The sequence below is a fragment of the Collinsella sp. AM13-34 genome (assembly GCF_003473055.1).
Taxonomy (GTDB): Bacteria; Actinomycetota; Coriobacteriia; order Coriobacteriales; family Coriobacteriaceae; genus Collinsella.
The window spans coordinates 1-25,807 of sequence record NZ_QRLE01000003.1 but is presented as its reverse complement, the minus strand read 5'-3'; the positions used below and the strand labels follow the sequence as shown (position 1 = coordinate 25,807).

At 58.4% G+C, this 25,807-nt stretch carries 21 protein-coding genes, 5 tRNA genes and 1 pseudogene; 23 read left to right on the top strand and 4 right to left on the bottom strand.

The annotated features are described in order from the left end of the window. The first annotated feature begins 163 nt into the window (after positions 1 to 163). The 3 genes from DW151_RS01480 to DW151_RS01470 all read left to right on the top strand — a co-directional run bounded on the left by DW151_RS01480 (position 164) and on the right by DW151_RS01470 (position 6,458). Positions 164 to 1,732 carry a threonine/serine exporter ThrE family protein gene (locus tag DW151_RS01480; protein ID WP_233543279.1) on the top strand — a complete coding sequence of 523 codons (1,569 nt, stop codon included), beginning with the start codon at positions 164 to 166 and terminating at the stop codon, positions 1,730 to 1,732. Positions 1,733 to 2,032: 300 nt separating this feature from the next. Then, positions 2,033 to 4,675: an ATP-dependent Clp protease ATP-binding subunit gene (locus DW151_RS01475; RefSeq protein WP_118334099.1), complete on the top strand. Its 2,643-nt coding sequence runs from the start codon at positions 2,033 to 2,035 to the stop codon at positions 4,673 to 4,675. Positions 4,676 to 5,000: 325 nt separating this feature from the next. Then, positions 5,001 to 6,458 (top strand): aminoacyl-histidine dipeptidase, encoded by a 1,458-nt coding sequence (locus DW151_RS01470; RefSeq protein ID WP_118334097.1) that lies wholly within the window; start codon positions 5,001 to 5,003, stop codon positions 6,456 to 6,458. 125 nt (positions 6,459 to 6,583) lie between these two features. Here DW151_RS01470 and DW151_RS01465 read toward each other — a convergent pair whose 3' ends face one another. The 3 genes from DW151_RS01465 to DW151_RS01455 all read right to left on the bottom strand — a co-directional run bounded on the left by DW151_RS01465 (position 6,584) and on the right by DW151_RS01455 (position 9,026). Next, positions 6,584 to 7,888: a type II toxin-antitoxin system HipA family toxin gene (locus DW151_RS01465; RefSeq protein ID WP_118334095.1), complete on the bottom strand. Its 1,305-nt coding sequence runs from the start codon at positions 7,886 to 7,888 to the stop codon at positions 6,584 to 6,586. Continuing rightward, on the bottom strand, positions 7,889 to 8,320 hold the full coding sequence (locus DW151_RS01460) for a helix-turn-helix domain-containing protein (protein WP_117775884.1): 432 nt from the start codon (positions 8,318 to 8,320) through the stop codon (positions 7,889 to 7,891). It lies immediately after the preceding gene. A 127-nt stretch (positions 8,321 to 8,447) separates the two neighbouring features. Then, a complete protein-coding gene (locus tag DW151_RS01455; protein WP_117758652.1) occupies positions 8,448 to 9,026 on the bottom strand; it encodes a manganese efflux pump MntP family protein in 579 nt (192 codons plus the stop codon). A 374-nt stretch (positions 9,027 to 9,400) separates the two neighbouring features. Here DW151_RS01455 and disA point away from each other — a divergent pair, with 374 nt between their 5' ends. The 6 genes from disA to DW151_RS01425 all read left to right on the top strand — a co-directional run bounded on the left by disA (position 9,401) and on the right by DW151_RS01425 (position 14,905). After that, positions 9,401 to 10,441, top strand: coding sequence for a DNA integrity scanning diadenylate cyclase DisA (gene disA / locus DW151_RS01450; protein WP_369831362.1), 1,041 nt, complete (start codon positions 9,401 to 9,403; stop codon positions 10,439 to 10,441). Continuing rightward, a complete protein-coding gene (gene ispD, locus DW151_RS01445; protein ID WP_117820779.1) occupies positions 10,441 to 11,169 on the top strand; it encodes a 2-C-methyl-D-erythritol 4-phosphate cytidylyltransferase in 729 nt (242 codons plus the stop codon). Before disA ends, ispD begins: the two co-directional genes overlap by 1 nt. After that, entirely contained in the window at positions 11,159 to 11,653 is a 495-nt protein-coding gene (gene ispF, locus DW151_RS01440) for a 2-C-methyl-D-erythritol 2,4-cyclodiphosphate synthase (RefSeq protein ID WP_006234975.1), read from the top strand. Before ispD ends, ispF begins: the two co-directional genes overlap by 11 nt. Positions 11,654 to 11,656: 3 nt before the next feature. Beyond that, on the top strand, positions 11,657 to 13,123 hold the full coding sequence (cysS, locus tag DW151_RS01435; RefSeq protein ID WP_118334094.1) for a cysteine--tRNA ligase: 1,467 nt from the start codon (positions 11,657 to 11,659) through the stop codon (positions 13,121 to 13,123). 186 nt (positions 13,124 to 13,309) lie between these two features. After that, positions 13,310 to 14,224, top strand: a complete 915-nt coding sequence (gene rlmB, locus DW151_RS01430; RefSeq protein ID WP_118334092.1) for a 23S rRNA (guanosine(2251)-2'-O)-methyltransferase RlmB — start codon at positions 13,310 to 13,312, stop codon at positions 14,222 to 14,224. A 3-nt stretch (positions 14,225 to 14,227) separates the two neighbouring features. Continuing rightward, positions 14,228 to 14,905 (top strand): NYN domain-containing protein, encoded by a 678-nt coding sequence (locus DW151_RS01425; protein WP_006234978.1) that lies wholly within the window; start codon positions 14,228 to 14,230, stop codon positions 14,903 to 14,905. A 27-nt stretch (positions 14,906 to 14,932) separates the two neighbouring features. On the opposite strand, the gene DW151_RS01420 is transcribed toward DW151_RS01425, so the two are convergent. Next, positions 14,933 to 16,273, bottom strand: a complete 1,341-nt coding sequence (locus DW151_RS01420) for a DNA-binding protein (protein WP_118334091.1) — start codon at positions 16,271 to 16,273, stop codon at positions 14,933 to 14,935. Positions 16,274 to 16,496: 223 nt separating this feature from the next. On the opposite strand from DW151_RS01420, the gene DW151_RS01415 reads away from it, so the two are divergent. From DW151_RS01415 to DW151_RS01350, 14 genes and pseudogenes are all read left to right on the top strand, one after another. Further along, positions 16,497 to 16,571 (top strand) — tRNA-Thr (locus DW151_RS01415). A gap of 400 nt (positions 16,572 to 16,971) precedes the next feature. Next, complete coding sequence (locus DW151_RS01410) at positions 16,972 to 18,822, top strand: DUF262 domain-containing protein (protein WP_158571634.1); 1,851 nt, start codon at positions 16,972 to 16,974, stop codon at positions 18,820 to 18,822. A 743-nt stretch (positions 18,823 to 19,565) separates the two neighbouring features. Beyond that, positions 19,566 to 19,647, top strand: a tRNA-Tyr gene (locus DW151_RS01405). A 10-nt stretch (positions 19,648 to 19,657) separates the two neighbouring features. After that, positions 19,658 to 19,733 (top strand) — tRNA-Thr (locus tag DW151_RS01400). Positions 19,734 to 19,736: 3 nt separating this feature from the next. Then, positions 19,737 to 19,813: transfer RNA gene (locus DW151_RS01395), tRNA-Met, on the top strand. A gap of 96 nt (positions 19,814 to 19,909) precedes the next feature. Next, positions 19,910 to 21,100 (top strand): elongation factor Tu, encoded by a 1,191-nt coding sequence (gene tuf / locus DW151_RS01390; protein WP_117563790.1) that lies wholly within the window; start codon positions 19,910 to 19,912, stop codon positions 21,098 to 21,100. A 279-nt stretch (positions 21,101 to 21,379) separates the two neighbouring features. Beyond that, entirely contained in the window at positions 21,380 to 21,529 is a 150-nt protein-coding gene (gene rpmG, locus DW151_RS01385; RefSeq protein WP_022093895.1) for a 50S ribosomal protein L33, read from the top strand. A gap of 13 nt (positions 21,530 to 21,542) precedes the next feature. After that, positions 21,543 to 21,618, top strand: a tRNA-Trp gene (locus DW151_RS01380). A gap of 76 nt (positions 21,619 to 21,694) precedes the next feature. After that, positions 21,695 to 22,033 (top strand): preprotein translocase subunit SecE, encoded by a 339-nt coding sequence (secE, locus tag DW151_RS01375; RefSeq protein ID WP_118334088.1) that lies wholly within the window; start codon positions 21,695 to 21,697, stop codon positions 22,031 to 22,033. 3 nt (positions 22,034 to 22,036) lie between these two features. Beyond that, positions 22,037 to 22,573 carry a transcription termination/antitermination protein NusG gene (nusG, locus tag DW151_RS01370; protein WP_006234984.1) on the top strand — a complete coding sequence of 179 codons (537 nt, stop codon included), beginning with the start codon at positions 22,037 to 22,039 and terminating at the stop codon, positions 22,571 to 22,573. 120 nt (positions 22,574 to 22,693) lie between these two features. Then, the gene (gene rplK, locus DW151_RS01365) at positions 22,694 to 23,122 is read left to right on the top strand and encodes a 50S ribosomal protein L11 (protein WP_022093893.1); all 429 of its coding nucleotides are present in this window, start codon (positions 22,694 to 22,696) and stop codon (positions 23,120 to 23,122) included. Positions 23,123 to 23,239: 117 nt separating this feature from the next. Continuing rightward, entirely contained in the window at positions 23,240 to 23,947 is a 708-nt protein-coding gene (gene rplA, locus DW151_RS01360) for a 50S ribosomal protein L1 (protein ID WP_117736544.1), read from the top strand. Positions 23,948 to 24,259: 312 nt separating this feature from the next. After that, positions 24,260 to 24,979, top strand: a pseudogene (locus DW151_RS01355) (hypothetical protein). Beyond that, positions 24,888 to 25,553, top strand: a complete 666-nt coding sequence (locus tag DW151_RS01350) for an isocitrate/isopropylmalate family dehydrogenase (RefSeq protein ID WP_226790685.1) — start codon at positions 24,888 to 24,890, stop codon at positions 25,551 to 25,553. Before DW151_RS01355 ends, DW151_RS01350 begins: the two are co-directional and overlap by 92 nt. Positions 25,554 to 25,807 lie beyond the last annotated feature (254 nt).

Sequence of the window (25,807 nt, the reverse complement as noted above, 5' to 3'; positions counted from 1 at the left end):
TGGCACTTAGGGACGTTCTTAAACGACTAGCCATTCAAGAACGTCCCCAACGACTACCTAACGGCTATTGCGTACATGACTCACATGACAGTTGTCTCTTTTATGTTTCCTTTAGCCGTCGCTGCCTAGGATGGGAGTTAGTCGGCAGGAAGGGGGCGTCTGTATGGACGATGCGAGCGAGCGTGCAATCGAAGAGGACATGCTCGATCAGTTCAATTACTTTGACGATGAGGATGAGGAGCTAATCGATTGTCGCGAGCCGGCATCGCTTGACTCATTTGATCTGGTCGATGAAGAGACTGATGAGGTTGAGGACGAATCAACGGAGCCCCCACAGTCTTCGCGCCTTGACCCGCTGCTTTCGAGAGCCCCCATGCACCACGGTGTTCGTGCCGGCGCACTCCATATGAAAACAGACTGGCACCAGATCGTGACGGCAGGCGATGAGCTTGCCGTCGATGCGCCGCTCACCGATAAGTCATCCATCATCTGCCGCACCGGTATGCTTATGCTCGCGAGCGGAACGGGTGCCTGGCGTGTACGCGATACCATGAATCGCGTTGCCGCCGTACTCGGTGTCACCGTCCACGTTGACTTAAGTCTTCTGTCGTTTGAGTGCACCTGCATCGAAGATGGCCACTGCTTTAACGAGGTTGTCAGCCTGCCCACAACGGGAGTCAATACCCATCGCATTTGGATGATGGAGAGCTTCCTAAAGGAAATCGAGACGTATGGGCGCCGGTTTACCGTGCACGAATACCACGAGATGCTCAAGACCGTTGAGAGTTCAAAACCCGATTACTCTCCCTGGCAACAGGGCCTTGCGGCAGCTTGTGCTTGCGGCGCCTTCGTCTTTTTGCTCGGCGGCGGCCCTATCGAGATGGCCTGCGCATTCGTAGGCGCTGGTGTTGGCAACTTTGCTCGCTCTCATATTCTCAAGCAGGGTCTTGGCCAGTTTAGCGCGCTGACGATTGGCGTTGCGCTCGCTTGCGTTTCGTATCTGCTGGCATTGCTCGGCCTTGGCCAGGTCGTACCGGGGGCAATGTCGCACCAAGAAGGCTATATCGGCGCCATGCTCTTTGTGATTCCCGGCTTTCCCCTCATTACGGCAGGCCTCGACATCGCTAAGCTCGATATGCGAAGCGGCATTGAGCGTCTTTCGTATGCCGTGTCGATTATTGTGATGGCGACCCTTGTGGGCTGGATGGTTGCCGAGTGTGTGGGGCTGGCACCGGATGATTTTGCTCCGCTCGGCCTTTCGCCGCTTGCCCTTACGCTCCTGCGCGTGGTGATGAGCTTCGTTGGCGTATTCGGCTTCTCGGTGATGTTCAACAGCCCGGTAAAGATGGCCGCGGCAGCTGGGCTGATCGGCGCCGTGTCCAATACCTTGCGCCTTACGCTCGTCGATGCGCCGGCGCTGTTTCCCTTCCTGGGCCTGAGCGTAGGTATGCCTCCCGAGGCGGCAGCGTTTATTGGCGCGCTGGTATCGGGGCTGCTCGCGAGCTTAGCCGAAATCAAGCTCACCTACCCACGTATCGCCCTCACGGTGCCATCGATTGTCATTATGGTGCCGGGCTTGTATCTGTATCGCTCGATGTATTACATGTGCACATTCGACACGGTCAATATGCTCGGCTGGTTTGTGCGTGCAGTGCTCATCGTGGCGTTTTTGCCCGTTGGCCTGGGTGTGGCGCGTACGCTCACCGACCCTCGCTGGCGCCACACCAGCTAATTGGTGCAAATGAAACTGATCCGCAAAACATGAACGTGGAAAATCTCCCGTTTTTGGCTTGTTTACGGGCTCAAAACGGGAGATTATCCACGTTCGTGGAATGGGTGTCCGAAAATCCACGCTCGTTGGGCCGATGCAGACGCACCTGGCAATTCCTTTTTTGTAGACGTTGTCGCGCGGCTACGGGCGGGAAAGGTCCCAACGGTTAACATATACTCCATATGGGTAAAGAGACCAAAGCGCTGCCGCGGGGCGGCGCTTTGCGTTTGAAAAAAACTAGCTCGTCTAAGAGGAACTAGCATGTTAGACCGTTTTACCGATCGCGCGCGCAAGGTCATGTCCATGGCCAAGCAAGAGGCGCTCGATCTGCACTCAAATAAGGTGGGCACCGAGCACCTGCTGCTTGCGCTCGCTAAGGAGGACGAGGGTATTGCCGCCGAGGCACTGCGTTCGCTCGATATCTCCTACGATGACGTCATGGATACCCTCAAAGAGGTCCAGACCACGGTTCCCGAGCCCAGCGAGGAGACCGAGGCTGCCAAGCTCGCCTTTACGCCGCTCGTCATCAGCGTGATGGAACGCTCCTTCCGCGTGGCACGCGAGAACAACCAGACCTACGTTTCGACCGAGCACTTGCTGATCGGCATCGTCGAAGAAGGCAACGGCATGGCCATGGACATCCTCATGCGCCTGGGCGTGTCGTCTGCTTCCATTAAAAAGGCCATCGAAAAGCTCACTGCCAAGGATCAGGACAAGAAGCGTCCGCTCGCTGGCGCTGGCGCTGGTCGTCCCGGTGCGGGCCTGCCGTTCTTTAGCGGCTCGGATGCCTCTCAGCAAAAGGGGAGCGGCACCGACACGCTCAAGCAGTTCGCCACCAACCTCACGCAAAAGGCGCGCGACGGCGAGCTCGATCCCGTGATTGGCCGCGAAAAGGAAGTTCAGCGCATGATGGAGATCCTTTCGCGCCGCACCAAGAACAATCCGCTTATCCTGGGCGATCCCGGCGTGGGCAAAACGGCCATCGTCGAGGGACTGGCGCAACAGATTGCTGCCGGCAACGTGCCCGAGAACCTCATGAACCAGAATATCTGGACGCTCGACCTGCCGGGTCTCGTTGCGGGCGCCAAGTATCGCGGTGAGTTCGAGGAGCGCCTCAAGAACGTGATCCAGGAGGCAACCGAGGCCGACGACGTCATCTTGTTTATCGATGAGATGCACACCATCATCGGTGCCGGTTCTGCCGAGGGCTCCATCGACGCGAGCTCCATGCTCAAGCCCGTGCTCGCGCGCGGTGCCTTCCAGATTATCGGCGCCACCACGGCCGAGGAGTTCCGCAAGTACCTCACCAAGGACCCGGCCTTCGAGCGTCGCTTCCAGACCATCGATGTCGAGGAGCCGAGCGTCGAGGACACGGTCAAGATCCTGACCGCGCTCAAGCCGCGCTACGAGGAGCACCACCATGTGCGCTATACGCAGGGTGCTATCGAGGCCGCCGCGAACCTTTCCAACCGCTACATTCAGGATCGCTTCCTGCCCGATAAGGCCATCGACCTCATTGACGAGGCCGGTGCCCGCGCCCGAATCGCCGCCAACCGCGCGCCCGAGCCGGTGCGCGAGGCCGAGCATCGCATAGAGGAGCTCAAGGCCGCCGCGCAGGAGGCCACCGAGAGCGACGACATGAACAAGGCCGCCGAGATCACCGAGCAGCAGAAGGCTGCCGAGATTGAACTCGCCGAGGCCAAGGCTGCCTGGACCGCCGAGCTCGACGCCAGCCCGCTCACCATCGATGTGAGTCAGATCGCCGATATCGTGTCCGTGACTTCGGGCGTGCCGGTATCCTCGCTTACCGAGAGCGAGAGCCGGCGCCTGCTGCAGACCGAAAGCGTGCTCAAGACGCGCATCATCGGCCAGGACGAGGCCGTCGAGGCCGTCGCCAAGGCCGTGCGCCGCAGCCGCTCGCCGCTCAAGGACCCGCGTCGTCCCGGCGGCAGCTTTATCTTCCTGGGTCCCACCGGCACGGGCAAGACCGAGCTCGCCAAGACGCTCGCCGAGTATCTCTTTGGCAGCAAGGACGCGCTCATCAGCTTCGACATGTCCGAGTTCGGTAGCGAGTTCGAGGTCTCCAAGCTCATCGGTAGCCCTCCGGGCTACGTCGGTCACGACGAGGGCGGCCAGCTCACCAAGGCCGTTCGTCGCCACCCGTACTCGGTCGTGCTGTTCGACGAGATCGAGAAGGCGCACCCCGATATCTTCAACATCTTGCTGCAGGTGCTGGAGGAGGGCCGCCTGACCGATAGCCAGGGCAAGACGGTCGACTTCCGCAACACCGTGATCATCATGACGTCCAATGTGGGCGCCCGCGAGATTGCGCAGGATGCGAGCGTGGGCTTTGGCACCACCGGCGAGCAGGGTCTCACGTCGAGTGAGATCCGCGGCCGCGCGATGGGCGAGCTCAAGCGCCTGTTCCGCCCCGAGCTGCTCAACCGCATCGACGACATCGTGGTGTTCCAGAAGCTCTCGGGCGAGAATCTCACCAAGATCGCGCACCTGCTGGTGGACGACCTGCGCCAGCGTCTGATTGCCAACGGCATGAACATCAAGCTCACCGATGCGGCCTATGACAAGATCGTGGCCGAGGGCACCGACCTCACCAACGGTGCGCGTCCGCTGCGCCGTGCTATTCAAAAGCTCATCGAGGACCCGCTGTCCGAGGAACTTCTGGCCGGCGAGTGGGGCGAGGGCGATACCGTCCTGTGCGACGTGGCCGATGGCAAGTTTGTCTTTAGCCACGGCACGGGCGAGATTCCGGCACCGCGTCCGGCAGGTACGCTCGGTGGCGATACCACCCCGGCGGCACCGCACACTGGCAGCGCCGCGCCCGTGAGCGGCGGCGTGACCTCGGGCCCCGGCGGCATGATGCAAGCCGGTTCTGGCGCGCTGTAGGGCGTAACAAAACCTTGTGTCCACGAGGGCGTTCCAAAGGAGCGCCCTTTTTCTGTTGGAAAGCCCCCTTCGTTCAAAGTAGATCTCATTAAACATGTCAATGGCGTATGCATAAACGTTGATCAAGCGTTGAGGTTGGTTGAAGGGTCCAACGTCCCTTCGGCGCGGCCCGTCTAACCTGCTTTATCTTAATAAAGTGGCGTCTCCCCACCGTTAGCCGATGATGCGAGGGCGCTCGGCGTTTTCGACTGGTTTATGCACGCAAAGTCTGGGAATATACAAGGCGCATGTCTTACTGTCTAACCAGTTGCGCCAAGGAGGCACCATGGATTACAAGATCACCGGCTACGAGCCCGCCCAGCTGTTCCATTTCTTTGAGGAGGTCAGCGCGATCCCCCGTGGGTCTGGCAACGAGAAGGGCATCAGCGATTTCCTGGTTGCGTTTGCCAAGGAGCGCGGCCTCGATGTGTACCAGGACGAGGTCTACAACGTCATCATTCGCAAGCCCGCTTCTGCCGGCGCCGAGAATGCCCCGACTGTGATGCTGCAGGGCCACATCGATATGGTGTGCGACAAGTTGGGCTCTGTTGAGCACGACTTTACGACCGACGGTATCGACCTGGTCGTGAAGGACGGCGTCCTCACCGCTAACGGCACCACCCTGGGCGCCGACAACGGTATTGCTGTCGCTCTGATGCTTACTGTGCTCAACGACGATTCGATCGTTCACCCCGCCCTCGAGTGCGTATTCACCACCGACGAGGAGACTGGCCTGGTCGGCGCCGAGACGCTCGACAAGTCCCAGATTAGCGCCCGCACCATGATTAACCTTGACTCCGAGGAAGAGGGCGTTGCCACCGTCAGCTGCGCTGGCGGCGTCGTTGTTACCTACACCTGCCCCATCGTGCGCGAGCACAAGACCGGCAGCACCCTCACGCTCGACATCTCCGGCCTACTGGGTGGTCATTCCGGCAACGATATCAACCTGGAGCGCGGCAACGGCAACCTCATCATGGCCCGCATCATCGACCGCCTGATGGTCGCCGGCGAGCCCGCCATCGTTAGCTTTAACGGCGGCACTAAGGACAACGCCATCAACCGTGAGTGCAAGGCCGAGCTGGTTTACGCCGACCACGCTGCCGCCGAGGCCGCGGCCCAGATCGCAAAGGACATCATCGCCGACGTCACTGCCGAGCTCGAGGTCTTCGACCCCGGCTTTACCTGCACCGTCGAGATTGCCGACGACGCCGAGGTCGAGGCCATGGATCAGAAGTCCGCGCTTGCCCTCATCCGCGCCCTGCGTCTTGCCCCTAACGGCGTGATTCGCCGCAACGTCGCCACTGACGGCTCCGTCGAGGTTTCCTCCAACATCGGCGTGGTCGCCACTTCCGACGACCAGGTCAAGATCATGCTGTCCCCGCGCTCCTCGATCACCTCGCTGCAGAACGAGTTCAAGGACCGCCTGCAGACGCTGGCCGATGTCTTGGGCTTCGACGCCAAGTTCGAGTTCGAGTATCCCGGCTGGAGCTATGCCGAGCATTCGCCGATCCGCGACGTTTTTGTCGAGAGCTATCGCGAGCTCTTTGGCTCCGAGCTGCGCATCGAGTCCATTCACGCTGGCCTTGAGTGCGGCCTGTTTGCTGAGGCCCTGCACGGCCTGGACGCCATCGCCGTGGGCCCGACGCTCTCCGATGTCCACACCCCGGACGAGAGCATGGAGCTCGCTTCTGCCGAGCGCTTCTACGAGCTGCTCATCGACGTCCTCAAGCGCCTTGCCGCGTAAGGGTCGCGCTAGCAGCAGTTCGAGCCACGTGCTAGCGGATTGCAAATGACATTACGAGAGGGGGCATCCGAACTTTTGCGACGGGTGCCCCCCTCTTCTTTTAAGAAATGTGGATTGATTGGCGCCTAGCCCATATCCGCCTTGATGAGGTCGAGGGTGCGCTGGCAGTTTTCGCGGACGGGGCCGAGCATGTGCTCGCGCAGGTCCGCCATGCCGGGCAGGTCGGCGTATTCGTCCATGATCTCTTCCATGCAAATGGGCACCTCGTAGGCGAGGTCCATCATGGTCGCAAAGCAAAACTTCTCGGATAGCCCGGCATCGGTGAGCGCCGCCTCCAGCGCGGGGTCGCCCATACCGTGGTATCGGCGGATAGCGCCTGGACCGATGCGCCCCACTCGATTTTCGCCGCCAACGCTCATGGCAAGGCGCGCCCGGCGGCGCATACGCTCGTACGCCAAGCCCGATGCGACATCGTACATGGGTGCGAGCGCTGCGTTTGTGCCTTTACCTAGGATGAGCGAGTAGTTTTTAGCGTGTGCGTCAGGCGCTCCGATAATGGCGTTATAGAACAACATATAGGTAAAAAGCACAAGATTCATGTGGTGGGGGACTGTGTTAATCAGTCGTTCTTGGATGTCTCGTGTGGTTGGTCCTCCGTCGGCGGTGTATTTCTGGCTTGGCAATACACCGAGCGCCTGGCAAAAGTCCTCCTGATGCAGCCTTTCGATATTTCCGCTGCTATTGACCATTCTGTCGTACCGTTCAACGACGAGCGCGGCTTCGTCTTCAAATGTGCAATAGGAGACGTTGGCAGTTGGAATGCCAACACGCCGAGCCGTTTTCATGCAGACGAATTCGTTTAAGGCCTGATGTTTGAACCCAACGACACCATTTTTGAAGATATGGGTAGTGGGGGATGACCCTAGACATTCGCACCATTGGCCATCATGCCAAGCTAGTGCAAATTTGCCTTGGTTGCCGCCCAGGGACCAGCTTTCGTTGGAGCCCATCCATGTCTCTCTTTCGTCATCGCGAATTGCTTTGAGCTTGTGAGCGATTTGAGAATTGGTAAGCGGGCGGTATGCCGAGACCCTGCCGCGGGCGGCGCCTAATTGATCGGTTCGACAAAACTGAACGGCCCCTGCGCAGTCAAGACCGATATGGCACAAGAGGGCGACGGGGTTGTTGGATGCAACGTCATACTCGGCGGCAATAGCGCGACGCTGCTCTTGACTGTCGGGCAAAAGGCCAAATAGGAACGGGCGGACGATGTTATGGCCATACGTGCGATTGGAAAGCGGCATTGTTAGCGATAGCGGTGCTCCGCGATAGGTTGGGGCGTATACAAAGCTGCAGAGTCCATGCTTGTCTTGCCGGAGAGTGCCTGCGATTTCGCCACAAATGAGGGTTGCAAGCTCCATCTCTGCCATTTATTTCACAACCTTACAGCCAAAGGAGAGGCCTGAAGTGCCGGAAAGGCCTTGCTCGGCTGCGATTTGGGCCAGCAAGGCACCATAGGAAGATGGCGTTCCCTGTCGAGCGGGTCGTCTGCCTACGCTTGGCTTTGGCAGGGCATTCGAGTTCGCGATAGGGAGGTCCGCTTTCGTCGTCGGATGTTCGGAGGGCGATGCGATGGAGTCGTTATCGCTTTGCGCAAAGAGACCTATGCCGAGTGCATTAAAGACGGACAGCAACTTGTCGAGCCGAATACCCGTGGCGTCTCCTAGCTCGAGCGATGCGAGCAGGCGCTCCGAAACGCCGGCTTTTTTAGCGAGGGCCGCACGGGTGATTTCCTGCGACTCGCGTGCCTGACGCACATAGATGCCAGCTTGGCGTGGTGTGGTGATGGGAAGGGTATCCATGGCGATCTCCAACATGTAGACTTTTGCATATCAGTATGACATGCAAAAGTCTGCACGAAAAGGCCTCATGCAAAACTTTGCATGAGGCCTTGTACTGGCGTTGAGTTTTGAGCGATTGTGTTTGGCGTTACAGCGCCAAAATCCCCAGATGCTCAAGCAAGATCTTAAGTCCGATGAGGATGAGCACGATGCCGCCCACGATGGTGGCAGGTTTTTCGTAGCGCGCGCCAAAGGTGTGGCCGATCGCTACGCCGGCGACGGAGAAGATAAACGTTGTGACGCCGATAAGCGATACAGCGGGAACGATGTCAACCGAGAGCGCCGCAAATGAGATGCCTACGGCTAGGGCGTCGATTGAGGTGGCGATGGCGAGGATCAGGTACTCGCCCAGGTCAATCTTTTCGGCATCCTTGCCGTCGCCTTCATTCTCGTCCTCGGTAAAGGCTTCCCACAGCATTTTGCCGCCGATAAAGGCCAAAAGGATAAAGGCAATCCAATGGTCGATGGGTCCGATGATGCCCATGAATTGACTGCCAAGCGCCCATCCGATTACGGGCATGCCGGCCTGAAAGCCGCCAAAGAACAGGCCGAGCACCACGGCGACTTTAAGGTTGATCTTCTTCATGCCAAGGCCCTTGCAGATGGATACGGCAAAGGCATCCATCGAAAGGCCAACGGCGAGCAGCACGAGCTCTGCGAGTCCCATAGTCTGGCTCCCTCTCTGCGGGCGGGCCCGCGTGTACCTCTTGGGGGAGTAACAAAAAAGACCCGTGGCGTACGCGTTGCGCGCACAGCCACGAGTCTCGTTCATTAAGGCAAGCCAGGCCGCATCGGCCAGTGTGTTGACTTGCCGCGCCACCGGAGGCGAACCCGATCACGCGACTACTCCCTCATTTATGCGAATCCCGATGCTACCACATAAGCAGCTCATTTGGATTGGGGCTCTCAGCTGTGTTCGCTCATTCTGTAAGCATCGGATTTCGCGAGCGCCGCGGGGACAAACCGTGAGAAACTATTTAGCGTTTATGGAGCGTATACGATGGGAGCGATGCCTTGGATAAGAACGAGCTGCAAAAGCGTATGGAACAGGCCATCCGTCTGACGGCACCTGGTCAGCCGATCCGCACTGCCCTCGACATGATCATCGCCGGTCACCTGGGCGCCCTTATCTGCGTTGGCGACACCGAAAACGTGCTCGCTGCCGGTAACGACGGCTTCCCGCTCAACATTTCGTTCACCTCGAACCGTCTGTTCGAGCTCTCCAAGATGGACGGCGCCATCGTCATCGACGGCGACCTCACCCAGATCCTGCGCGCCAACTTCCATCTCAATCCCGATCCCTCGCTTGCCACGAGCGAGACGGGCATGCGTCATCGCACCGCCGCTCGCATGTCGGTGCTCACCGATGCCATTGTGATCTCGGTCTCGGCCCGTCGTGCCGTCGTCAACGTGTACGTTCACGGCAAGAGCTACGAGATCCAGCCCGTCACCACCATCATGAGCTCGGTCAACCAGCTCGTCGCCACGCTCCAGACTACCCGTCAGTCGCTCGACCGCTCCCTGCTGCGTCTGACGGCCCTCGAGCTCGACGACTACGTTACGCTCGCCGACATTACCGGTATTTTCTCGAGCTTCGAGATCATGCAGCAGGCAAAGACTGAGCTTAAGGATTGCATCGTCAAGTTGGGCAACCAGGGCAAGCTCGTGCAGATGCAGCTCGAGCAGCTCGCGGGCTCCAGCATGGATACCGAGTATGACCTGATGATCCGCGACTACGCAAGTGATTCTTCCGAGGCTAATGCCGAGAAGATTCGCGCCAACCTAAGCCGTATGACACCTAAGGACCTGTCCGACCCACAGCATGTGGCGGCGGTTCTGGGTTACGACGACCTGGACGAGGACTCCGTCATGACGCCACTGGGCCTGCGCACGCTTTCGCGCGTGTCCGTCGTGCGCGACGGCGTGGCCGAGAAGATCGTCGACGAGTACGGCTCGTTGCAGGAGCTCATGGACGACATTAGCGAGGATCCGGAGCGCCTGGGCGACTTTGGCGTCAACAACCCTGCCATTCTTGCGGACTCGCTGTACCGCATGAAGGGCACCAAACAGGGGAACGCATAATGGCGCCCGTATGCGCCGTGGTCGTTGCCGGCGGCAGCGGCCAGCGCTTTGGAAATCCCGGCGGCAAGCAGCTCGTTAACGTGGCGGGTCGTCCGCTCATGAGCTGGTCCATCCGCGCGTTCGATCGTAGCGACAAGGTCGGCCACATCGTGGTGGTGTGCCCTGCCGAGCGCCGTGCCGAGATGCGCCGCCTGGCCATCGACCCGTTTGACTATGACACGCCCATCAGCTTCGCCGATGCCGGCGATACCCGCCAGGACTCCACCCGTGCCGGCGTGCATGCGGTACCGGCGGGTTTCGAATATGTCGCCATCCACGACGGCGCCCGTCCGCTCATCACGACCGAGGCCATCGATCATGCGATCGACGTGCTCGTGAGCGACCGCGCCCTCGACGGTGTCGTGTGCGGTCAGCCCGCGATCGACACGCTCAAGATTGTCGACGGCGACAATATCGTCGAGACGCCGCCGCGCGAGCTCTATTGGGCCGCGCAGACGCCGCAGATCTTTAGCGTCGACGCCATGAAGCGCGCCCACACCGCAGCTATCGCCGAGGGCTTTATCGGGACCGACGATTCTTCGCTGGTCGAGCGCATGGGCGGGCGCGTCCGCTGTGTCCAGAGCCCGCGCGATAACCTTAAGGTGACGGTGCCCGAGGACCTGCGTCCCGTAACCGCGATTCTGCTTGGCCGCATGGCCGAGGGAGAGGACCTTCCCCATGTTCAGTAACCTGCGCATTGGCCACGGCTACGACGTTCACCGTTTGGTGGAGGGGCGTCGATGTATCATCGGCGGGGTTGACATTCCCTACGAGCGCGGCCTGCTGGGCCACTCGGATGCCGATGTGCTCGCGCATGCCTTGGCCGACGCCATTCTGGGCGCCTGCCGCGGGGGAGACATCGGCAAGCTATTCCCCGACACCGATCCCGCCTACGAGGGTGCCGATTCGATGGTGCTGCTCGCTCGCGTGATGGACTATGCGCGCGAGCTGGGCTTTGAGTTTGTCGATGCCGATTGCACCATTGCCTGCCAGCAACCCAAGATCACCCCGCACCGCGATGCCATGCGCGCCAACCTTGCCCATGCCCTGGGCGTCGACGTCGAAAACGTGGGCGTCGCCGCCACTACGACCGAAAAGCTCGGTTGGGAAGGCCAGGGCGAGGGAATCGGCGCCTGGGCCGTCTGCCTGCTACAGAAAACCGTTAAGGAGTAACGAATGCGTATCTACAACAGCGCTACCCATAAAAAGGAAGAGTTCCAGCCCATCGAGTCCGGCAAGGTCCGCATGTACGTGTGCGGCCCCACGGTCTACGACAACATCCACATCGGCAATGCCCGCACGTTCATCAGCTTTGACGTGATTCGTCGCTGGCTCATCGCGAGCGGCTACGAGGTCACGTTCGCCCAGAACCTCACCGATGTCGACGACAAGATCATCAAGCGCGCCAACGAGCAGGGCCGTACGGCTGCCGAGGTCGCGACGGAGTTCTCCGACAAGTTCATCGGCGTCATGCGTGCCGCCAACGTGCTCGATCCCGATGTGCGCCCCCGCGCCACCAAAGAGATCGGCCCCATGATCGCCATGATCAAGACGCTCATCGAGCAGGGCCACGCCTACGCCGCCGATAACGGCGACGTGTACTTTGCCGTGCGCAGCGATTCCAACTATGGTCAGGTCTCGGGCCGCAACATCGACGACCTTATGGTTGGCGCGCGCATCGAGGAGAACGAGGACAAGAACGACCCGCTCGACTTTGCCCTGTGGAAGGCTGCCAAGCCCGGCGAGCCCAGCTGGCCGAGCCCCTGGGGCGAGGGCCGTCCCGGTTGGCACACCGAGTGCGCCGCCATGGTGCATCGCTACCTGGGCACCCCGATCGACATCCACGGCGGCGGCTCCGACCTTGCCTTCCCGCATCACGAGAACGAGTGCGCCCAGGCCACCTGCGCCTGGCACCAGGGCTTCTCCAACACCTGGATGCACACGGGCATGCTGCTGGTAGACGGCGAGAAAATGTCCAAGTCGCTCGGCAACTTCTTTACGCTGGCCGAGGTCCTCGAGCAGCATTCCGCTGCCGCCCTGCGCCTGCTGATGCTGCAGACGAGCTATCGCTCGCCGCTCGACTTTTCTTGGGAGCGCTTGGAGGGTGCCGAGAACTCGCTCACGCGTATCGCCGGTACGGTCGAGAACCTGCGCTGGGCCGCGAACCATGCGACGGCCGATGCCGATGAGGCAGCATCCGAGGCGTTTGCCGCCAAGGCCGCCGAGACCCGTGCCACCTTTAAGGAGTGCATGGACGACGACTTTAACACCGCCGGTGCCATGGGTGCCGTCTTTGGCTTTGTGACCGAGTGCAACCAGTACCTGGAGCAGGCGGGCGACGCTGCCGATAAGGCCGCCGCGTTTGCCGCCGCCGATACGCTGGTCGAGCTGCTCGATACGTTTGGCGTTGAGCTCCCCGAGCCAAAGGTCGAGTTGCCGCTGGGCCTGCTGGGCGTAGCCGCCGGCCTGGTTGCCTACACGGGCGACGACGTGGACGAGGCCGCTGCCAAGATTCTCGAGGCCCGCGCCGAGGCCCGCGCTGCCAAGAACTGGGATCTGGCCGACGCCATCCGCGACCAGCTCAAGGACCTGGGCCTCACCATTGAGGATACTGCCGCGGGCACTCGTATTAAATCTCTCTAATCCCCGCGGGTTTCCCAAGCACCCGACCTTGCCGTTCAAACCGTCGCTCGCGTACTCAAGTACGCGTCGCTCCTCTTTCACGGCAATCTCGGGCACTTGGAAAACCCGTACCGACCGCTTGAGCTATTCGTCTTAAGCGGTCGCTTCTTTTGTCCTGTTTGAAAATTATTTAAAGGAGGCCGTTTTATGGCCGACAATCGCAAGCGTGCGCCTCGTGGCGGCAAGCAGACTGCTTCTGGCTCGCGTCCGATTCGCCGCAACGACCGCGCTGCCGCTCCCAAGGGCCAGCGCGATCGCGCCCAGGCCGCACGTCCGCAACGCGATCGTAACCGCGACGCTATCCAGGTTCCCAAGGGCGAGTTTATCGAAGGTCGTCGTGCTGCCGCCGAGGCGCTGCGCACCGGTTTTCCCATCAAGTGCGCGCTCATCGCCGAGGGCGGGGAGCGCGATGCCGCTCTGTCGCGCCTGGTCGATGACCTCAACGCCACGGGCGTCCGCATTAAGTATGTGCCGCGCGCGCAGCTCGATGCGCTGTCGAGCCATGGCGCTCACCAGGGCATTGCGCTCGAGGTGGGCAACTTCCCTTACGCCGATGTCGCCGACATCCTCGACCGCGCAGGCGAGGGCCCGGCGCTTGTCGTGGTGCTCGACCATGTGACCGACGACGGTAACTTTGGCGCCATCGTGCGCTCTGCCGAGGTTGTGGGCGCAGCGGGCGTCATCATCGCCAACAAGCGTGCCGCCGGCGTGACCGTGGGCAGCTACAAGACCTCCGCCGGCGCCGTCATGCATCTGCCTATCGCGCAGGTGCCCAATATCTCCCGTGCGCTCGATGACCTCAAGGCCGCCGGCTTTTGGGTGGGTGGCGCTTCCGAGCATGCCGAGGGCAGCTGCTGGGATGCTCCCTTCGAGGGCCGCGTGGCGCTCGTCATGGGCTCCGAGGGCGACGGCATCTCGCGTCTGGTGCTCGAGAAATGTGACTTTTTGACCAAGCTTCCCCAGCGCGGCATGACCGAGAGTCTCAACGTGGCCCAGGCGACCACCGCGCTGTGCTTTGAGTGGCTGCGCCGCAATGCCGGCGAGCTCATGGGGGAGGAGTAGCGCATGTCCAAGAAGAACCGCGCCAAGTCCAAGGCCAAGCGCTTTGGCGAAGGCTCGGCCAAGCCGATTGTTTCGGCCGCGACCTATGGCGTGGGCGGCAATGCGTTTGCGCAGGCCATCGCCGACCCGGTCTCGACGGTGCACTCCAATAAGCCCGAGCTGCTGGTGGTCGACGGCTACAACGTGATCCACTGCACGCCGCGCTACGAAAAGCTCGTCTACGACCATTCCGATGATCCGTATTCCAGCGACGTTCACGATATGGCGCGCACGGCACTCATCAACGATGTTGCCGCGTTTGCCCAGGGCCGCTACGAGGCCGTGATCGTGTTCGACGGTGCGGGCAATATCTCCAGCGAGCGCCCCAACCTGCCGGCCCGTGGCGTGCGCATCGAGTTTTCGCCGACGGGTGTCTCTGCCGATACCGTGGTGCAAAAGCTCTGCATTGAGGCGCGCGAGGAAGGTCGCGCGTGCTCCGTGGTGTCGAGCGACGGCACGATCCAGGCCGTCGTCATGGGCAAGGGAGTCACGCGCATCTCGAGCCGCATGCTGGTGGACGAGATCAAGCAGATCGATAACGACGTTCACGAGGCAGAGGAAGCTCCGCAGATCAAGATGACCCTGGGCAGCCGCCTGAGCCCCGATGCCCTGGCAAAGCTCAAGGCCCTCCGCGGGAGGTAGGGGAGCTGACGGTGCGACGCTGTCTCGCTAACTCCATTCAGCGATGTCGATCATTCTACGGAGGCGCCATGTAAGTGCCTCTTTTAGATATGGCAGCCTTGCCGTGAGCGCGTCGTTTCTGGACAGAATCTCGAGTGCCTCGTCAACGAAGCCTTCGAGTTTGTCGCCGTCAAACCAGCTCATATCCTCAACAAGCAGCATTTGTTTCGCGGGGCTTGAATGAAACTGCGCGCTGGTAAAACTGTGCTCTCCTGCCCGAAGCTCCTCAAGAGAAATGTTGCACCAGAGCGATGAGCCCGAATCGAAGATGGGGGCAGGTCTGCAGGTTAGCGTGTTGACGTTTCGTACAAGGCCAAAGTTACGCCAATGGCGGTCATAGTTGGCGATGATGTCGTCGCATACAATCATGCGGTCAAGGGCATCCTTGACGCCTGTCACCCCGAGCTCTTCGCAGTTTGCTACATATCGCTCGTAGTCGGTTAGCCGTTCATCTGCGTTTGCGTGCTGGTTTACATAGAACGCAGGGACATACTCTTCTTCATCAGTTAAGAAGACATCGCATATGCTCAGGGCAGAAGTACCCACGCCTTCGAGCGAATAGGGTACATAATCGCAAGCGTTTAGGATGCGACGGTGAAGTGCAGTCGCCACCATCTCGTTATAGGGTTCCTGGTTTAGATGCGCACCTGCCTTGTGGAGGATTCGACGGTCACCCTCGCATGTCCAGTACTTTTGAAGATTGCCGTCCGAGGTGTTGTCGGGCTTTGCGGCAGCCGCCTTGCCCTCTGGGGCGAAGGGCGCGATGCTGAGAGAGACGTCGTCAAAAGCATTATTGAAGAAATTGATATCTTCCCACGCGAGACCGGAGTCTTGGGGCCTAATCCAATACTGGTCGGATAAGGAGAGACCAAGATTTCGCTGTACGAGTTCATCGGGAACATCGACTGCGGCTTCTGCAAGCAGGGAGGCTAGCCCAATGCGTGCGAGCGGGATACCGCGGCCGCGCCACCAGATGCGGAAGGAGTCGAGCGATATGGGGCTATTAGGGCCAAATACTCCAATAGGGGCGTGGGCGTAATCGATGTCGGCACCGATGTGGGTAAAGTCTTTTCGCGATGTGCTGTAGACCAGCTGGGCGACCTCGTGCGTGCGATTCATGAGGGTGAATGCGATCTCGCTTTTCCCGTGTCCACGACGAGGCCGTCCCCCTCTTTTGGTTGCGGAGCGGAGTCGCGTGTCTACGCTGTCTTTGTCGATAAGCCACACGCCAGAAGCCTTCCGGGCCTCAAGTGCTCCGTTTTTTATGAGCTCCTGCACCCTGCGCGGAGTGATGTCGAGCAGTTCGGCGGCTTCCTTGGTAGTTAACATCGCGAAACCCTTCGCCAGAACGAATAGTTTTATCTATTTCATTGTAATTAAAACTATTCGTTTTGACGAAGGGTTTTAAGATTGAGGGCGAACTGACAGAAATGAACGGGCCTGGTACGTGTTGTTGCTGGATTTTGCATATTTGTATAACGCTGTGCGTCCTGTTGCGCCTCGTCCGCAATTCCTTTATTCTTAATTGGCTTCGCGCGAAAGCGCCAAGTGTGCCAGTGTGGCGCAACGGTAGCGCAACTGATTTGTAATCAGTGGGTTGCGGGTTCGATTCCTGTCACTGGCTCCATGAGTTTTCGCAGGTCAGAGGCGATATAGCCTCTGATTCTGCCTTCTCATGCAACAGCTCATGCAACAAATATGCAACAATTAAATCTGAAAGTGCACTTGTGTGCTTTGCAACCGATGCTCATTGTCAATAAACGCGTGCAATGAGGCGGGAAAAGCCAAGCTTACAGTTGCTGTCTCCATTAGAGTTTTGGGCTTTGTGTCTCCAACTGGGATAGAGTGGAAAGTGACCAAGGCGCTGAGAGCTCCGATGCCGCTTCTCGAAAGATCGCACGCCGTGCACGGCTCTCTTTCCTGTAGCCCATGGGTATTACTATAGTCTAGATTTAATTCGGCGCGAGAAGTCAAGAGCGACAAGGATTTCCCGTCGTTTGTGAGCAAGGCGATTGAAAGGACCCATGATGATTAATAGCGTAGAGGACCCAACGGTTGCCAATATTCTGTCGACCGATATGCTAAAAATCTATGACATTCCTCGTTACCAGCGCGAATACACTTGGAATCAGCGCGACTGGGCGAATCTCTATGATGACATCACCCAAAACGACGCCGGTTACTTCCTGGGCTCGTTTATTGTCGTGAACGGGACCGTGAATTCCAAGATGGATACCATTCACTATGAAGTTATCGATGGCCAGCAACGCCTGACGACGCTCAGTCTTCTCCTTGCCGCCCTCTATACTCGCATCATGGAGCATAAGGATTCTATCGATGACGACATGATGTTGGACGATATTCGACCCTTGCGCAATCGTCTGATCTTGAAATCTGACAAGTCAATCACGCGCGTTATTCCTCAGGTTCAGAATCATAACCTTGAGGATTACCGCTGGATTTTGAAGGAACATATCGGCTTAGATACGGTTATACAAAAGCCGAAGTTCCTTGGTCTAAGAAAGATGTCTAAGGCATTCAACTATTTTTACGATCGGCTGGGTGAGGACGTTGAGGGCAGGGATGGAATCGAGTGCGTTCGCTGCCTCCTTGATATCTGCAGGTTGGTGTGTTCGGCGGTCGTGGTCCAGATTACCGTCGATAGTCATGCTGACGCCTACACCTTGTTCGCGTCCCTGAACAACCGCGGTGTTCCCTTGAGCGCCGTTGACCTTATCAAGAACATGCTTCTCGGCAAGGTTGCCGGGGTGGATGACGGACAGCTCAACTATTACTTTGAACGCTGGCAGGAAGTGCTCCACAATCTCGGCGATGACTACAAGACGCAGGAACGCTTCTTCCGCCAGAACTACGACGCCTTCCGCCGGGAGGTGAACAAGCCATTTATCGGCGAATCTGGTTCCCAGCTCCCCCTCGGTTCCGTTGCCACGCGGTCCAACCTTCTGAAAATCTACGAGAAGCGGATGGAATCTGATGACGGCGCCCTTAAGGTGTTGGACGAGCTGACCGAGAATTCCGCACTCTATTCGAGGATCATTGGACTCGATCAAGAGAGCCCGGATTCCGAGCTTTCGCATCAGCTTTTGGAGCTTTCGAGAGCGCAGGGCGTCGCATCTTACCTGTTGCTGCTGTTCCTCTTTAAGAAGCAGAGCCAATTGGAGCTAAAAGATGAAACCCTCGCGCTTCTTGTTAAGCTCCTCGTCTGCTTCTTTGTCCGGCGCAACCTCACCGATACACCTCCCACACGTGATCTTGAGAGACTCTTCATCAGTATTTGTGAGAGCCTCGAAAGCGAGGGGCTCAAGGGCATTGCAGCCGCGGAGTACATCAAGAAGCGTCTCGTCGATGTGTCTGCCAGCGACGCTTTCTTCAAAGAACGTCTTGAGGGGCCGATTTACGACGTCAATCCCGATATGACGCGCTACATCCTTACTGTTATCGCATCTCCGAGCGTTACGAAAGAGATGAAGCCACTTTGGGAACGATACGCCTCCGGAAACTACGTCTGGACAATCGAGCACATCTTCCCTCAGGGCAAGAACATTCCAGATGAATGGGTGAAGATGGTTGCGGACGGCGACATGTCTAAGGCGATTGAGGTGCAGGAGAAACAGGTCCACACGCTTGGTAATCTAACCATCACCGGGTATAACTCAAAGCTGAGCAACATGCCCTTTGTGACCAAGCGAGACCGCAAGGATGTCAACGGGGCGAATGTCGGATACCGCAACGGGTTGAACCTGAACAACGAGTTGGTAAACACTGATACCTGGACGAGCGAGCAGATTCAGGAGCGCACAGACAAACTCGTTGGACTCACTTTGAAAGCTTTTGACTTTGACGAGATTGAGTTCTAGTGACCGCCAGCCAATATCTTGGGGACATTCAGCCCAAGCGATTCAATCTTGATCCGCAACATCTAGACCGGTATTTCTCTTCAAGCTGTTACAGATTGAGATGTTAAGACGGGTTGGTGGGTAATATCTCAATCTGTAACACGAAGAGGCTGAAAACCGTTCAAGCTGTTACAGAATGAGACGTAAGCTGGGGTCGCTGCGTGGTATCTCGATCTGTAACAGATAGGGGAGGAATAACCCTCTTACTGTTACAGATCGAGATGAAAACGGTGAAGCCCCTGGTCTGCTTGATCGAGCGTGGATTATCGGACATACGAGGGTGGATAATCTCCCACCTGGAGACTGAGCGTGGATAATCTGCCACTTTGGGCCCAGTGGCACGTCAAAAGCGGGAGATTATCCACGCTCGATTTCAAACGGGAGAACATCCACGCTCGAATTTGCCAAGGAAGCCCGATCTCGACCTATATATAGGTGCAAATGAGTCGTTATCGAAGTAATAATCTGCAGGCTCACTCCACTACGCCAAAGTGTTCCCTCGGGAAATGTTACCGCTATATGCAAATCCAGCGTCCTTCATATCCAAACTCAACAAAACCGCAGGTCACGGGGCTATAGATACGCCCGGGGCCGTGTATCTAGAGGTTTTCGTTGACAGCCCCCAAGGTTGCATCGTATTATCTTTTTCGTTCGCGGGGGCGGCGGTCCAAAAGACCAAAGGACCTGCGGATACTTGAACGATTGGGAGTTTGCCCGAGTGGTTAATGGGGACGGGCTGTAAACCCGTTGGCTCTGCCTACATAGGTTCGAATCCTATAGCTCCCACCCGTCAAGTGCCTGTATAGCTCAGTCGGTAGAGCACTTCGTTGGTAACGAAGAGGTCACCAGTTCAAGTCTGGTTGCAGGCTCCATCCGGCGGTGTAGCTCAGTTGGTTAGAGCACACGGTTCATACCCGTGGCGTCACTGGTTCGAATCCAGTCACCGCTACCATAGGTAACACGGTGGCTTCTCAATAGTATGTTGAGAGGCCACTATGGTATAAAGGCAAAGTCCCGTCCGGGGACGACCTGTTTAGAGGAGGGCTTTATGGCCAAAGAGAAGTTTGAGCGCACTAAGCCGCATGTTAACATCGGCACCATTGGTCACGTCGACCACGGCAAGACCACGCTGACCGCTGCCATCACCAAGGTTCTCTCCGAGACCGAGGGCTGCAAGGCTGACTTCACTGCGTTCGAGAACATCGACAAGGCTCCCGAGGAGCGCGAGCGCGGCATTACGATCTCCGTCTCCCACGTCGAGTACGAGACTGCTGCCCGTCACTACGCTCACGTTGATTGCCCGGGCCACGCTGACTACGTCAAGAACATGATCTCCGGTGCTGCTCAGATGGACGGCGCTATCCTGGTCATCGCCGCTACCGACGGCCCCATGGCTCAGACCCGCGAGCACATCCTGCTCGCCCGTCAGGTTGGCGTTCCCTACATCGTCGTCTTCCTGAACAAGTGCGACATGGTCGACGATGACGAGCTCATCGACCTCGTCGAGATGGAGACCCGCGAGCTCCTCTCCGAGTACGATTTCCCCGGCGACGACATCCCCGTCATCCGTGGTTCCGCTCTGGGCGCTCTCGAGGGCGACGCCAAGTGGATGGACGCCATTCGCGAGCTCATGAACGCTGTCGACGAGTACATCCCGACGCCTGCTCGTAACAACGACCTCCCGTTCCTGATGGCCGTTGAGGACGTTATGACCATCTCCGGCCGTGGTACCGTTGCTACCGGCCGTGTCGAGCGCGGTGAGCTCAAGCTCAACGAGCCCGTCGAGATTGTCGGCATCAAGGATACCCAGAACACCGTCGTTACCGGTATCGAGATGTTCCGTAAGTCCATGGACTTCTGCGAGGCTGGCGACAACGTCGGTCTGCTGCTCCGCGGCATCAAGCGCGAGGACATCGAGCGCGGCCAGGTTCTCTGCAAGCCCGGTTCGGTTACCCCGCACACCAAGTTCACCGGTGAGATTTACGTTCTGACCAAGGAGGAGGGCGGCCGTCACACCCCGTTCTTCGATGGTTATCGTCCTCAGTTCTACTTCCGTACCACCGACGTTACCGGTACGGTCAAGCTCCCCGAGGGCACCGAGATGGCTATGCCTGGTGACCACATCACCATCGAGGGCGACCTCATCCACCCGATCGCCATGGAGGAGGGCCTGCGCTTCGCTATCCGCGAGGGTGGCCACACCGTCGGTTCGGGCATCGTCTCCACGATCATTGAGTAAATTAGCTCTTTGATATAGCTGACTTAGAGAACCCGGCACTTATATGGGTGCCGGGTTCTTTTCTGCAATGGATGTTGAGCCGTTGCTGGTGTCGAGAGGATCGATAATGGTCCTGGATGCACCGTCGATTAGATCTCGATGGCTTCATTGATGTGTTCCAAATATGAATGGATCCACCGAGAACCAATTGACTCGAGGTTTTCATTGACAGCACTTACGTGGAGCTGATAAAGTAACAACTCGTGCCCGTACGGGGCGGAAATGAAAGGTTCAGGATACATGCGTACTCTAGTTACTCTTGCGTGCACTGAGTGCAAGCGCCGCAACTATACGACCACCAAGAACAAGTCGACCATGCCTGATCGTATGGAGATCAAGAAGTATTGCCCCTGGTGCCGTCACCACACGCTGCACAAAGAGACTCGCTAGTCTCTAGTCATATACGCCAGTAGTTCAATTGGTAGAGCATCGGTCTCCAAAACCGAGTGTTGAGGGTTCGAGTCCTTCCTGGCGTGCCAGTCATTATTCCGTAAGCTCCCACTTGGGGGCTTACGGTTTACTCATGTATAAGCGCATTGCGCGGAGGTAACCCAAATGGCCAACAAGAAGAACAAGAAGAAGGCACAGCAGCCGGCACCTGCCAACAACGCTGCCGCCAACTCCAAGGTTGAGGCCAAGAAGGCCGTTGCCAAGAAGAGCGAGAAGGCTGCGAAGTCTAAGAAGAACGAGAAGCCTGGTTTCTTCGCCCGCACCAAGAAGTATTTCGCTTCGGTGAAGTCCGAGATGAAGCGTGTCACGTGGCCCGATAAGAAGGAGCTCATGAACTACTCGGTCGTCGTTTGCGCTTCTCTGATCGTCGTCGGCGTCGTCATCGCTCTGCTCGATGCTGGCTTTGGCGAGGCTCTTGCTCTGTTCTCTGGATTGAGGGGCTAAACCATGTCTAAGCGTTGGTACGTCGTTCACACTTACTCTGGATACGAGAACCGCGTTAAGTCCGATCTTGAGCATCGCATCGAGACCATGGGCATGCAGGACCGTATCTTTGATATCGAGATTCCTATGGAGCGCGTCACCGAGATCAAAGAGGGTGGCAAGCGCGAGACCAAGGATTCCAAGATCTTCCCGGGTTATGTCCTGGTCCGCATGGAGATGGATGACGATGCTTGGACGTGTGTTCGCAACACGCCCGGCGTCACCGGTTTCCTAGGCGGCAACGGCAAGCCCGCTCCGCTTTCCCGCGACGAGTACAACAAGATGACTCGTCGTCCCGGTAAGGGCGATTCGCCCAAGCGCACCTCGGTTGATATTCAGGTCGGCACGTCCGTCCGCGTCACCGATGGCCCGCTTACCGACTTTGATGGCAAGGTCTCCGAGGTTAACACCGAGGCTGGCAAGCTCAAGGTCACGCTGATGATCTTTGGCCGCGAGACGCCGGTCGAGCTCGACTTTAACCAGGTCGCTGTCATCGCTTAAGTTTTCGTCCGTTCGCGCGAGCGTGCTTCTTCTGTGACTGCTCATCTCAGGAGTGCTTCTAACACGTGCGTGCTTACGATATAGCAAGTACTTCACACTCGTGATTCGAAAGGAATGACCATGGCTGAGAAGAAGGTTGCCAACGTCATTAAGCTCCAGATTCCTGCTGGTGCAGCTAACCCCGCTCCTCCCGTCGGCCCCGCCCTGGGCGCTGCTGGCGTGAACATCATGCAGTTCTGCCAGGCCTTTAACGCCGAGACGCAGGACAAGAAGGGCGACATCATCCCCGTTGAGATCTCTGTCTACGAGGACAAGTCCTTCTCCTTCATCACCAAGACCCCGCCGGCGGCTCACCTCATCAAGAAGGAGCTGAACCTCAAGTCTGGTTCCGCTAAGCCCCAGGCCGACAAGGTCGGTCAGCTCTCCCAGGAGCAGCTCACCAAGATCGCCGAGATCAAGATGCCGGACCTCAATGCCAACGACATTGACGCCGCCAAGAAGATCATCGCCGGTACCGCCCGTTCCATGGGCGTCACCATCGCTGAGTAGCGATTTCTTTAGGTAATGACGGGTGCTCCGACCGGGGCGCCCGTTAAATGTGTGCAATAGGGCACACGATACGATGTGGGAGGGCTCACGCCCGTTTAACCACAGGAGGTAATGCACATGGCTAAGCATGGTAAGAGCTATAACGCCGCTGCCGAGAAGATCGACCGCGCCACGCTCTACACCCCCCTTCAGGCTGCCAAGCTCATCAAGGAGCTCGACACCGCCAAGTTCGACGAGACCGTCGAGGCCCACTTCCGTCTGGGCATCGATACTCGTAAGGCTGACCAGAACATCCGTGGTTCCATCTCCCTGCCCCACGGCACCGGCAAGACCGTTCGTGTTGCCGTCTTCGCCGAGGGCGAGAAGGCCCGCGAGGCTGAGGCTGCCGGCGCCGACATCATCGGTTCCGACGAGCTTGTCGCCCAGATTCAGAAGGGCGAGATCAACTTCGACGCCGCTATCGCTACGCCGAACATGATGGCCAAGGTTGGCCGCATCGGTAAGATCCTTGGTCCCCGTGGCCTCATGCCGAACCCCAAGCTCGGCACCGTGACCATGGACGTCGCCAAGATGGTCTCCGAGCTCAAGGCTGGCCGCGTTGAGTACCGCGCCGACCGCTACGGCATCTGCCACGTGCCCCTGGGCAAGAAGTCCTTCACCGAGCAGCAGCTCGTCGAGAACTACGCTGCCCTGTACACCGAGATCCTGCGCGTCAAGCCCTCTTCTGCTAAGGGCAAGTACGTCAAGTCCATCTCCGTGTCTTCCACCATGGGCCCTGGCGTCAAGGTCGATCCTGCTATCCAGCGCGACTTCCTGGCTGAGTAACTAACAGTTACTGCCTGAGCAAAGCAAGCATTGCTAAAGAGACCCGGTTCTGCCTCGTGCAGGACCAGGTCTCTTGCTTTTGAGTCAACGAAACCACCACGAAGGGGACAGGCACCCTTGTGGTGGTTTTACTTGTGTTGTACTTTAGCGCGATGTAGTACTACCCGAGGCCGAAGGGAGCCCAACATGTTTAAGAACACGCAACAGCTCCTAGGCCTAGCGCTACTAGATTGGATAGCGCGCTAGGGTTGTAATCTCGCTATAACGATTTGTTGTACCCGGGTGCGCTATCGTCTTCCGCTTTCAGGCGTGATGAGCGACACGGGTATTTTTCTATCTCTAGGCCTTCTCTCTCTCCTGAAAGCCATCTGTCATAAAACGGTCAATCAGGAGGAACATATAAGCCGCAAAATCACAATCTTTGACGCCACCCTGTGCGACGGTGAGCAGTCGCCGGGCGCCAGCATGAATACCGAGGAAAAGCTCTTCATCGCCCGCCAGCTGGTGCGCATGAACGTGGACGTTATCGAGGCGGGCTTTCCCATCTCGAGTCCTGGTGACTTTCGCTCCGTACAGGAGATTGGCAAGATTGCGGGCGACCGATGCACGGTATGCGGCCTGACGCGCGCTGTCGACAGGGATATCGAAGTGGCTGCAGAGGCGCTCAAAACGGCCCAGAGGCCCCGTATCCATACAGGGCTGGGTGTGAGCACCAGTCACCTGCGCGACAAGCTCCATATGACTGAGGAAAGGGCAATTGAGTGAGCGATCCATGCCGTCAAACATGCTCGCAAGTTCGTTGACGATGTTGAGTTTTATGCCGAGGATGCCGGCCGCTCCGATCAGGAGTTTCTGGTGCGCATTATCGAGGCGGCCGTAAAGGCCGGTGCCACGGTCGTGAACATCCCCGATACGATGGGCTACAACATGCCGTGGGACTTTGGCGCCCGCATCCGTGACCTGCGCGGGCGCTGCGGGTGCGGCCGGTCAGCGTGCGGTCGACGTGATGGAGTATCGCGAGTACGAGATTGAGCGCATTGCGCGCCAGGCATTTGAGGCGGCGCGCAAACGTCGCGGCAAGGTGACGAGCGTTGACAAGCGCAACGTGCTGGAGACGAGCCGCATGTGGCGCGAGATCGTGCATCGCGTGCAAGACGAGGAGTACTCCGACGTGGAGCTTGAGGACCTGCTCGTCGACAACGCCGCCATGCAGCTCATCAGTCGACCGGCAGACTTTGACGTCGTGGTGACGGAGAACATGTTCGGCGACATCCTGTCCGATGAGGCGGCTCAGATTACCGGATCGCTCGGTATGCTTGCCTCTGCCTCGCTGGATGATGGCGTATCGCTGTTTGGGCCGAGCGCTGGCAGCGCTCCTGACATCGCGGGGCTCGGCGTGGCCAATCCGCTGGCTCAAATCTTGTCGGTGGCGATGCTGCTGACCTACGCGCTCGACATGGGCGAGCAAGCCGCGTGGATCGAGAGCGCCGTGGCGCGCGTGCTCGACGAGGGCTGGCGCACCCGTGACATCGCCGATGTCAACACCCCGGCAGATAAGATCCTCGGCACCACGACGATGGGCGACAAGGTCGTCGCCGCGCTGTAGGCGATGCCGATTCAAGCTGTCAAATATCTCAATCTGTAACATCTAAGGGGCAAAATCGTTCCTACCTGTTACAGATTGAGATTTTCGGCCGAGCATCCGTGGTCTGTCTCGATCTGTAACAGCTAACCGATTATTTGGGCCCTACCTGTTACAGATTGAGACAAACCGTTGGGACAGGTCGGACGAGTCAGCAAAACCACCACAAAGGTGCCGGTGAACTGCCTCCCATTTCTTGGACATCGGGAAATGGGAGG

What these genes read in the sequence shown, in the direction of transcription:
- tuf (WP_117563790.1), top strand. Translation starts at nt 19,910, where the DNA reads ATGGCCAAAGAGAAGTTTGAGCGCACTAAGCCGCATGTTAACATCGGC.
- nusG (WP_006234984.1), top strand. Translation starts at nt 22,037, where the DNA reads ATGTCTAAGCGTTGGTACGTCGTTCACACTTACTCTGGATACGAGAAC.
- rplA (WP_117736544.1), top strand. Translation starts at nt 23,240, where the DNA reads ATGGCTAAGCATGGTAAGAGCTATAACGCCGCTGCCGAGAAGATCGAC.
- ispF (WP_006234975.1), top strand. Translation starts at nt 11,159, where the DNA reads ATGTTCAGTAACCTGCGCATTGGCCACGGCTACGACGTTCACCGTTTG.
- DW151_RS01465 (WP_118334095.1), bottom strand. Translation starts at nt 7,888, where the DNA reads ATGGCAGAGATGGAGCTTGCAACCCTCATTTGTGGCGAAATCGCAGGC.
- DW151_RS01480 (WP_233543279.1), top strand. Translation starts at nt 164, where the DNA reads ATGGACGATGCGAGCGAGCGTGCAATCGAAGAGGACATGCTCGATCAG.
- secE (WP_118334088.1), top strand. Translation starts at nt 21,695, where the DNA reads ATGGCCAACAAGAAGAACAAGAAGAAGGCACAGCAGCCGGCACCTGCC.
- rlmB (WP_118334092.1), top strand. Translation starts at nt 13,310, where the DNA reads ATGGCCGACAATCGCAAGCGTGCGCCTCGTGGCGGCAAGCAGACTGCT.
- ispD (WP_117820779.1), top strand. Translation starts at nt 10,441, where the DNA reads ATGGCGCCCGTATGCGCCGTGGTCGTTGCCGGCGGCAGCGGCCAGCGC.
- cysS (WP_118334094.1), top strand. Translation starts at nt 11,657, where the DNA reads ATGCGTATCTACAACAGCGCTACCCATAAAAAGGAAGAGTTCCAGCCC.
- DW151_RS01425 (WP_006234978.1), top strand. Translation starts at nt 14,228, where the DNA reads ATGTCCAAGAAGAACCGCGCCAAGTCCAAGGCCAAGCGCTTTGGCGAA.
- disA (WP_369831362.1), top strand. Translation starts at nt 9,401, where the DNA reads ATGGAACAGGCCATCCGTCTGACGGCACCTGGTCAGCCGATCCGCACT.
- DW151_RS01475 (WP_118334099.1), top strand. Translation starts at nt 2,033, where the DNA reads ATGTTAGACCGTTTTACCGATCGCGCGCGCAAGGTCATGTCCATGGCC.
- rpmG (WP_022093895.1), top strand. Translation starts at nt 21,380, where the DNA reads ATGCGTACTCTAGTTACTCTTGCGTGCACTGAGTGCAAGCGCCGCAAC.
- DW151_RS01410 (WP_158571634.1), top strand. Translation starts at nt 16,972, where the DNA reads ATGATTAATAGCGTAGAGGACCCAACGGTTGCCAATATTCTGTCGACC.
- DW151_RS01420 (WP_118334091.1), bottom strand. Translation starts at nt 16,273, where the DNA reads ATGTTAACTACCAAGGAAGCCGCCGAACTGCTCGACATCACTCCGCGC.
- DW151_RS01470 (WP_118334097.1), top strand. Translation starts at nt 5,001, where the DNA reads ATGGATTACAAGATCACCGGCTACGAGCCCGCCCAGCTGTTCCATTTC.
- rplK (WP_022093893.1), top strand. Translation starts at nt 22,694, where the DNA reads ATGGCTGAGAAGAAGGTTGCCAACGTCATTAAGCTCCAGATTCCTGCT.
- DW151_RS01455 (WP_117758652.1), bottom strand. Translation starts at nt 9,026, where the DNA reads ATGGGACTCGCAGAGCTCGTGCTGCTCGCCGTTGGCCTTTCGATGGAT.
- DW151_RS01460 (WP_117775884.1), bottom strand. Translation starts at nt 8,320, where the DNA reads ATGGATACCCTTCCCATCACCACACCACGCCAAGCTGGCATCTATGTG.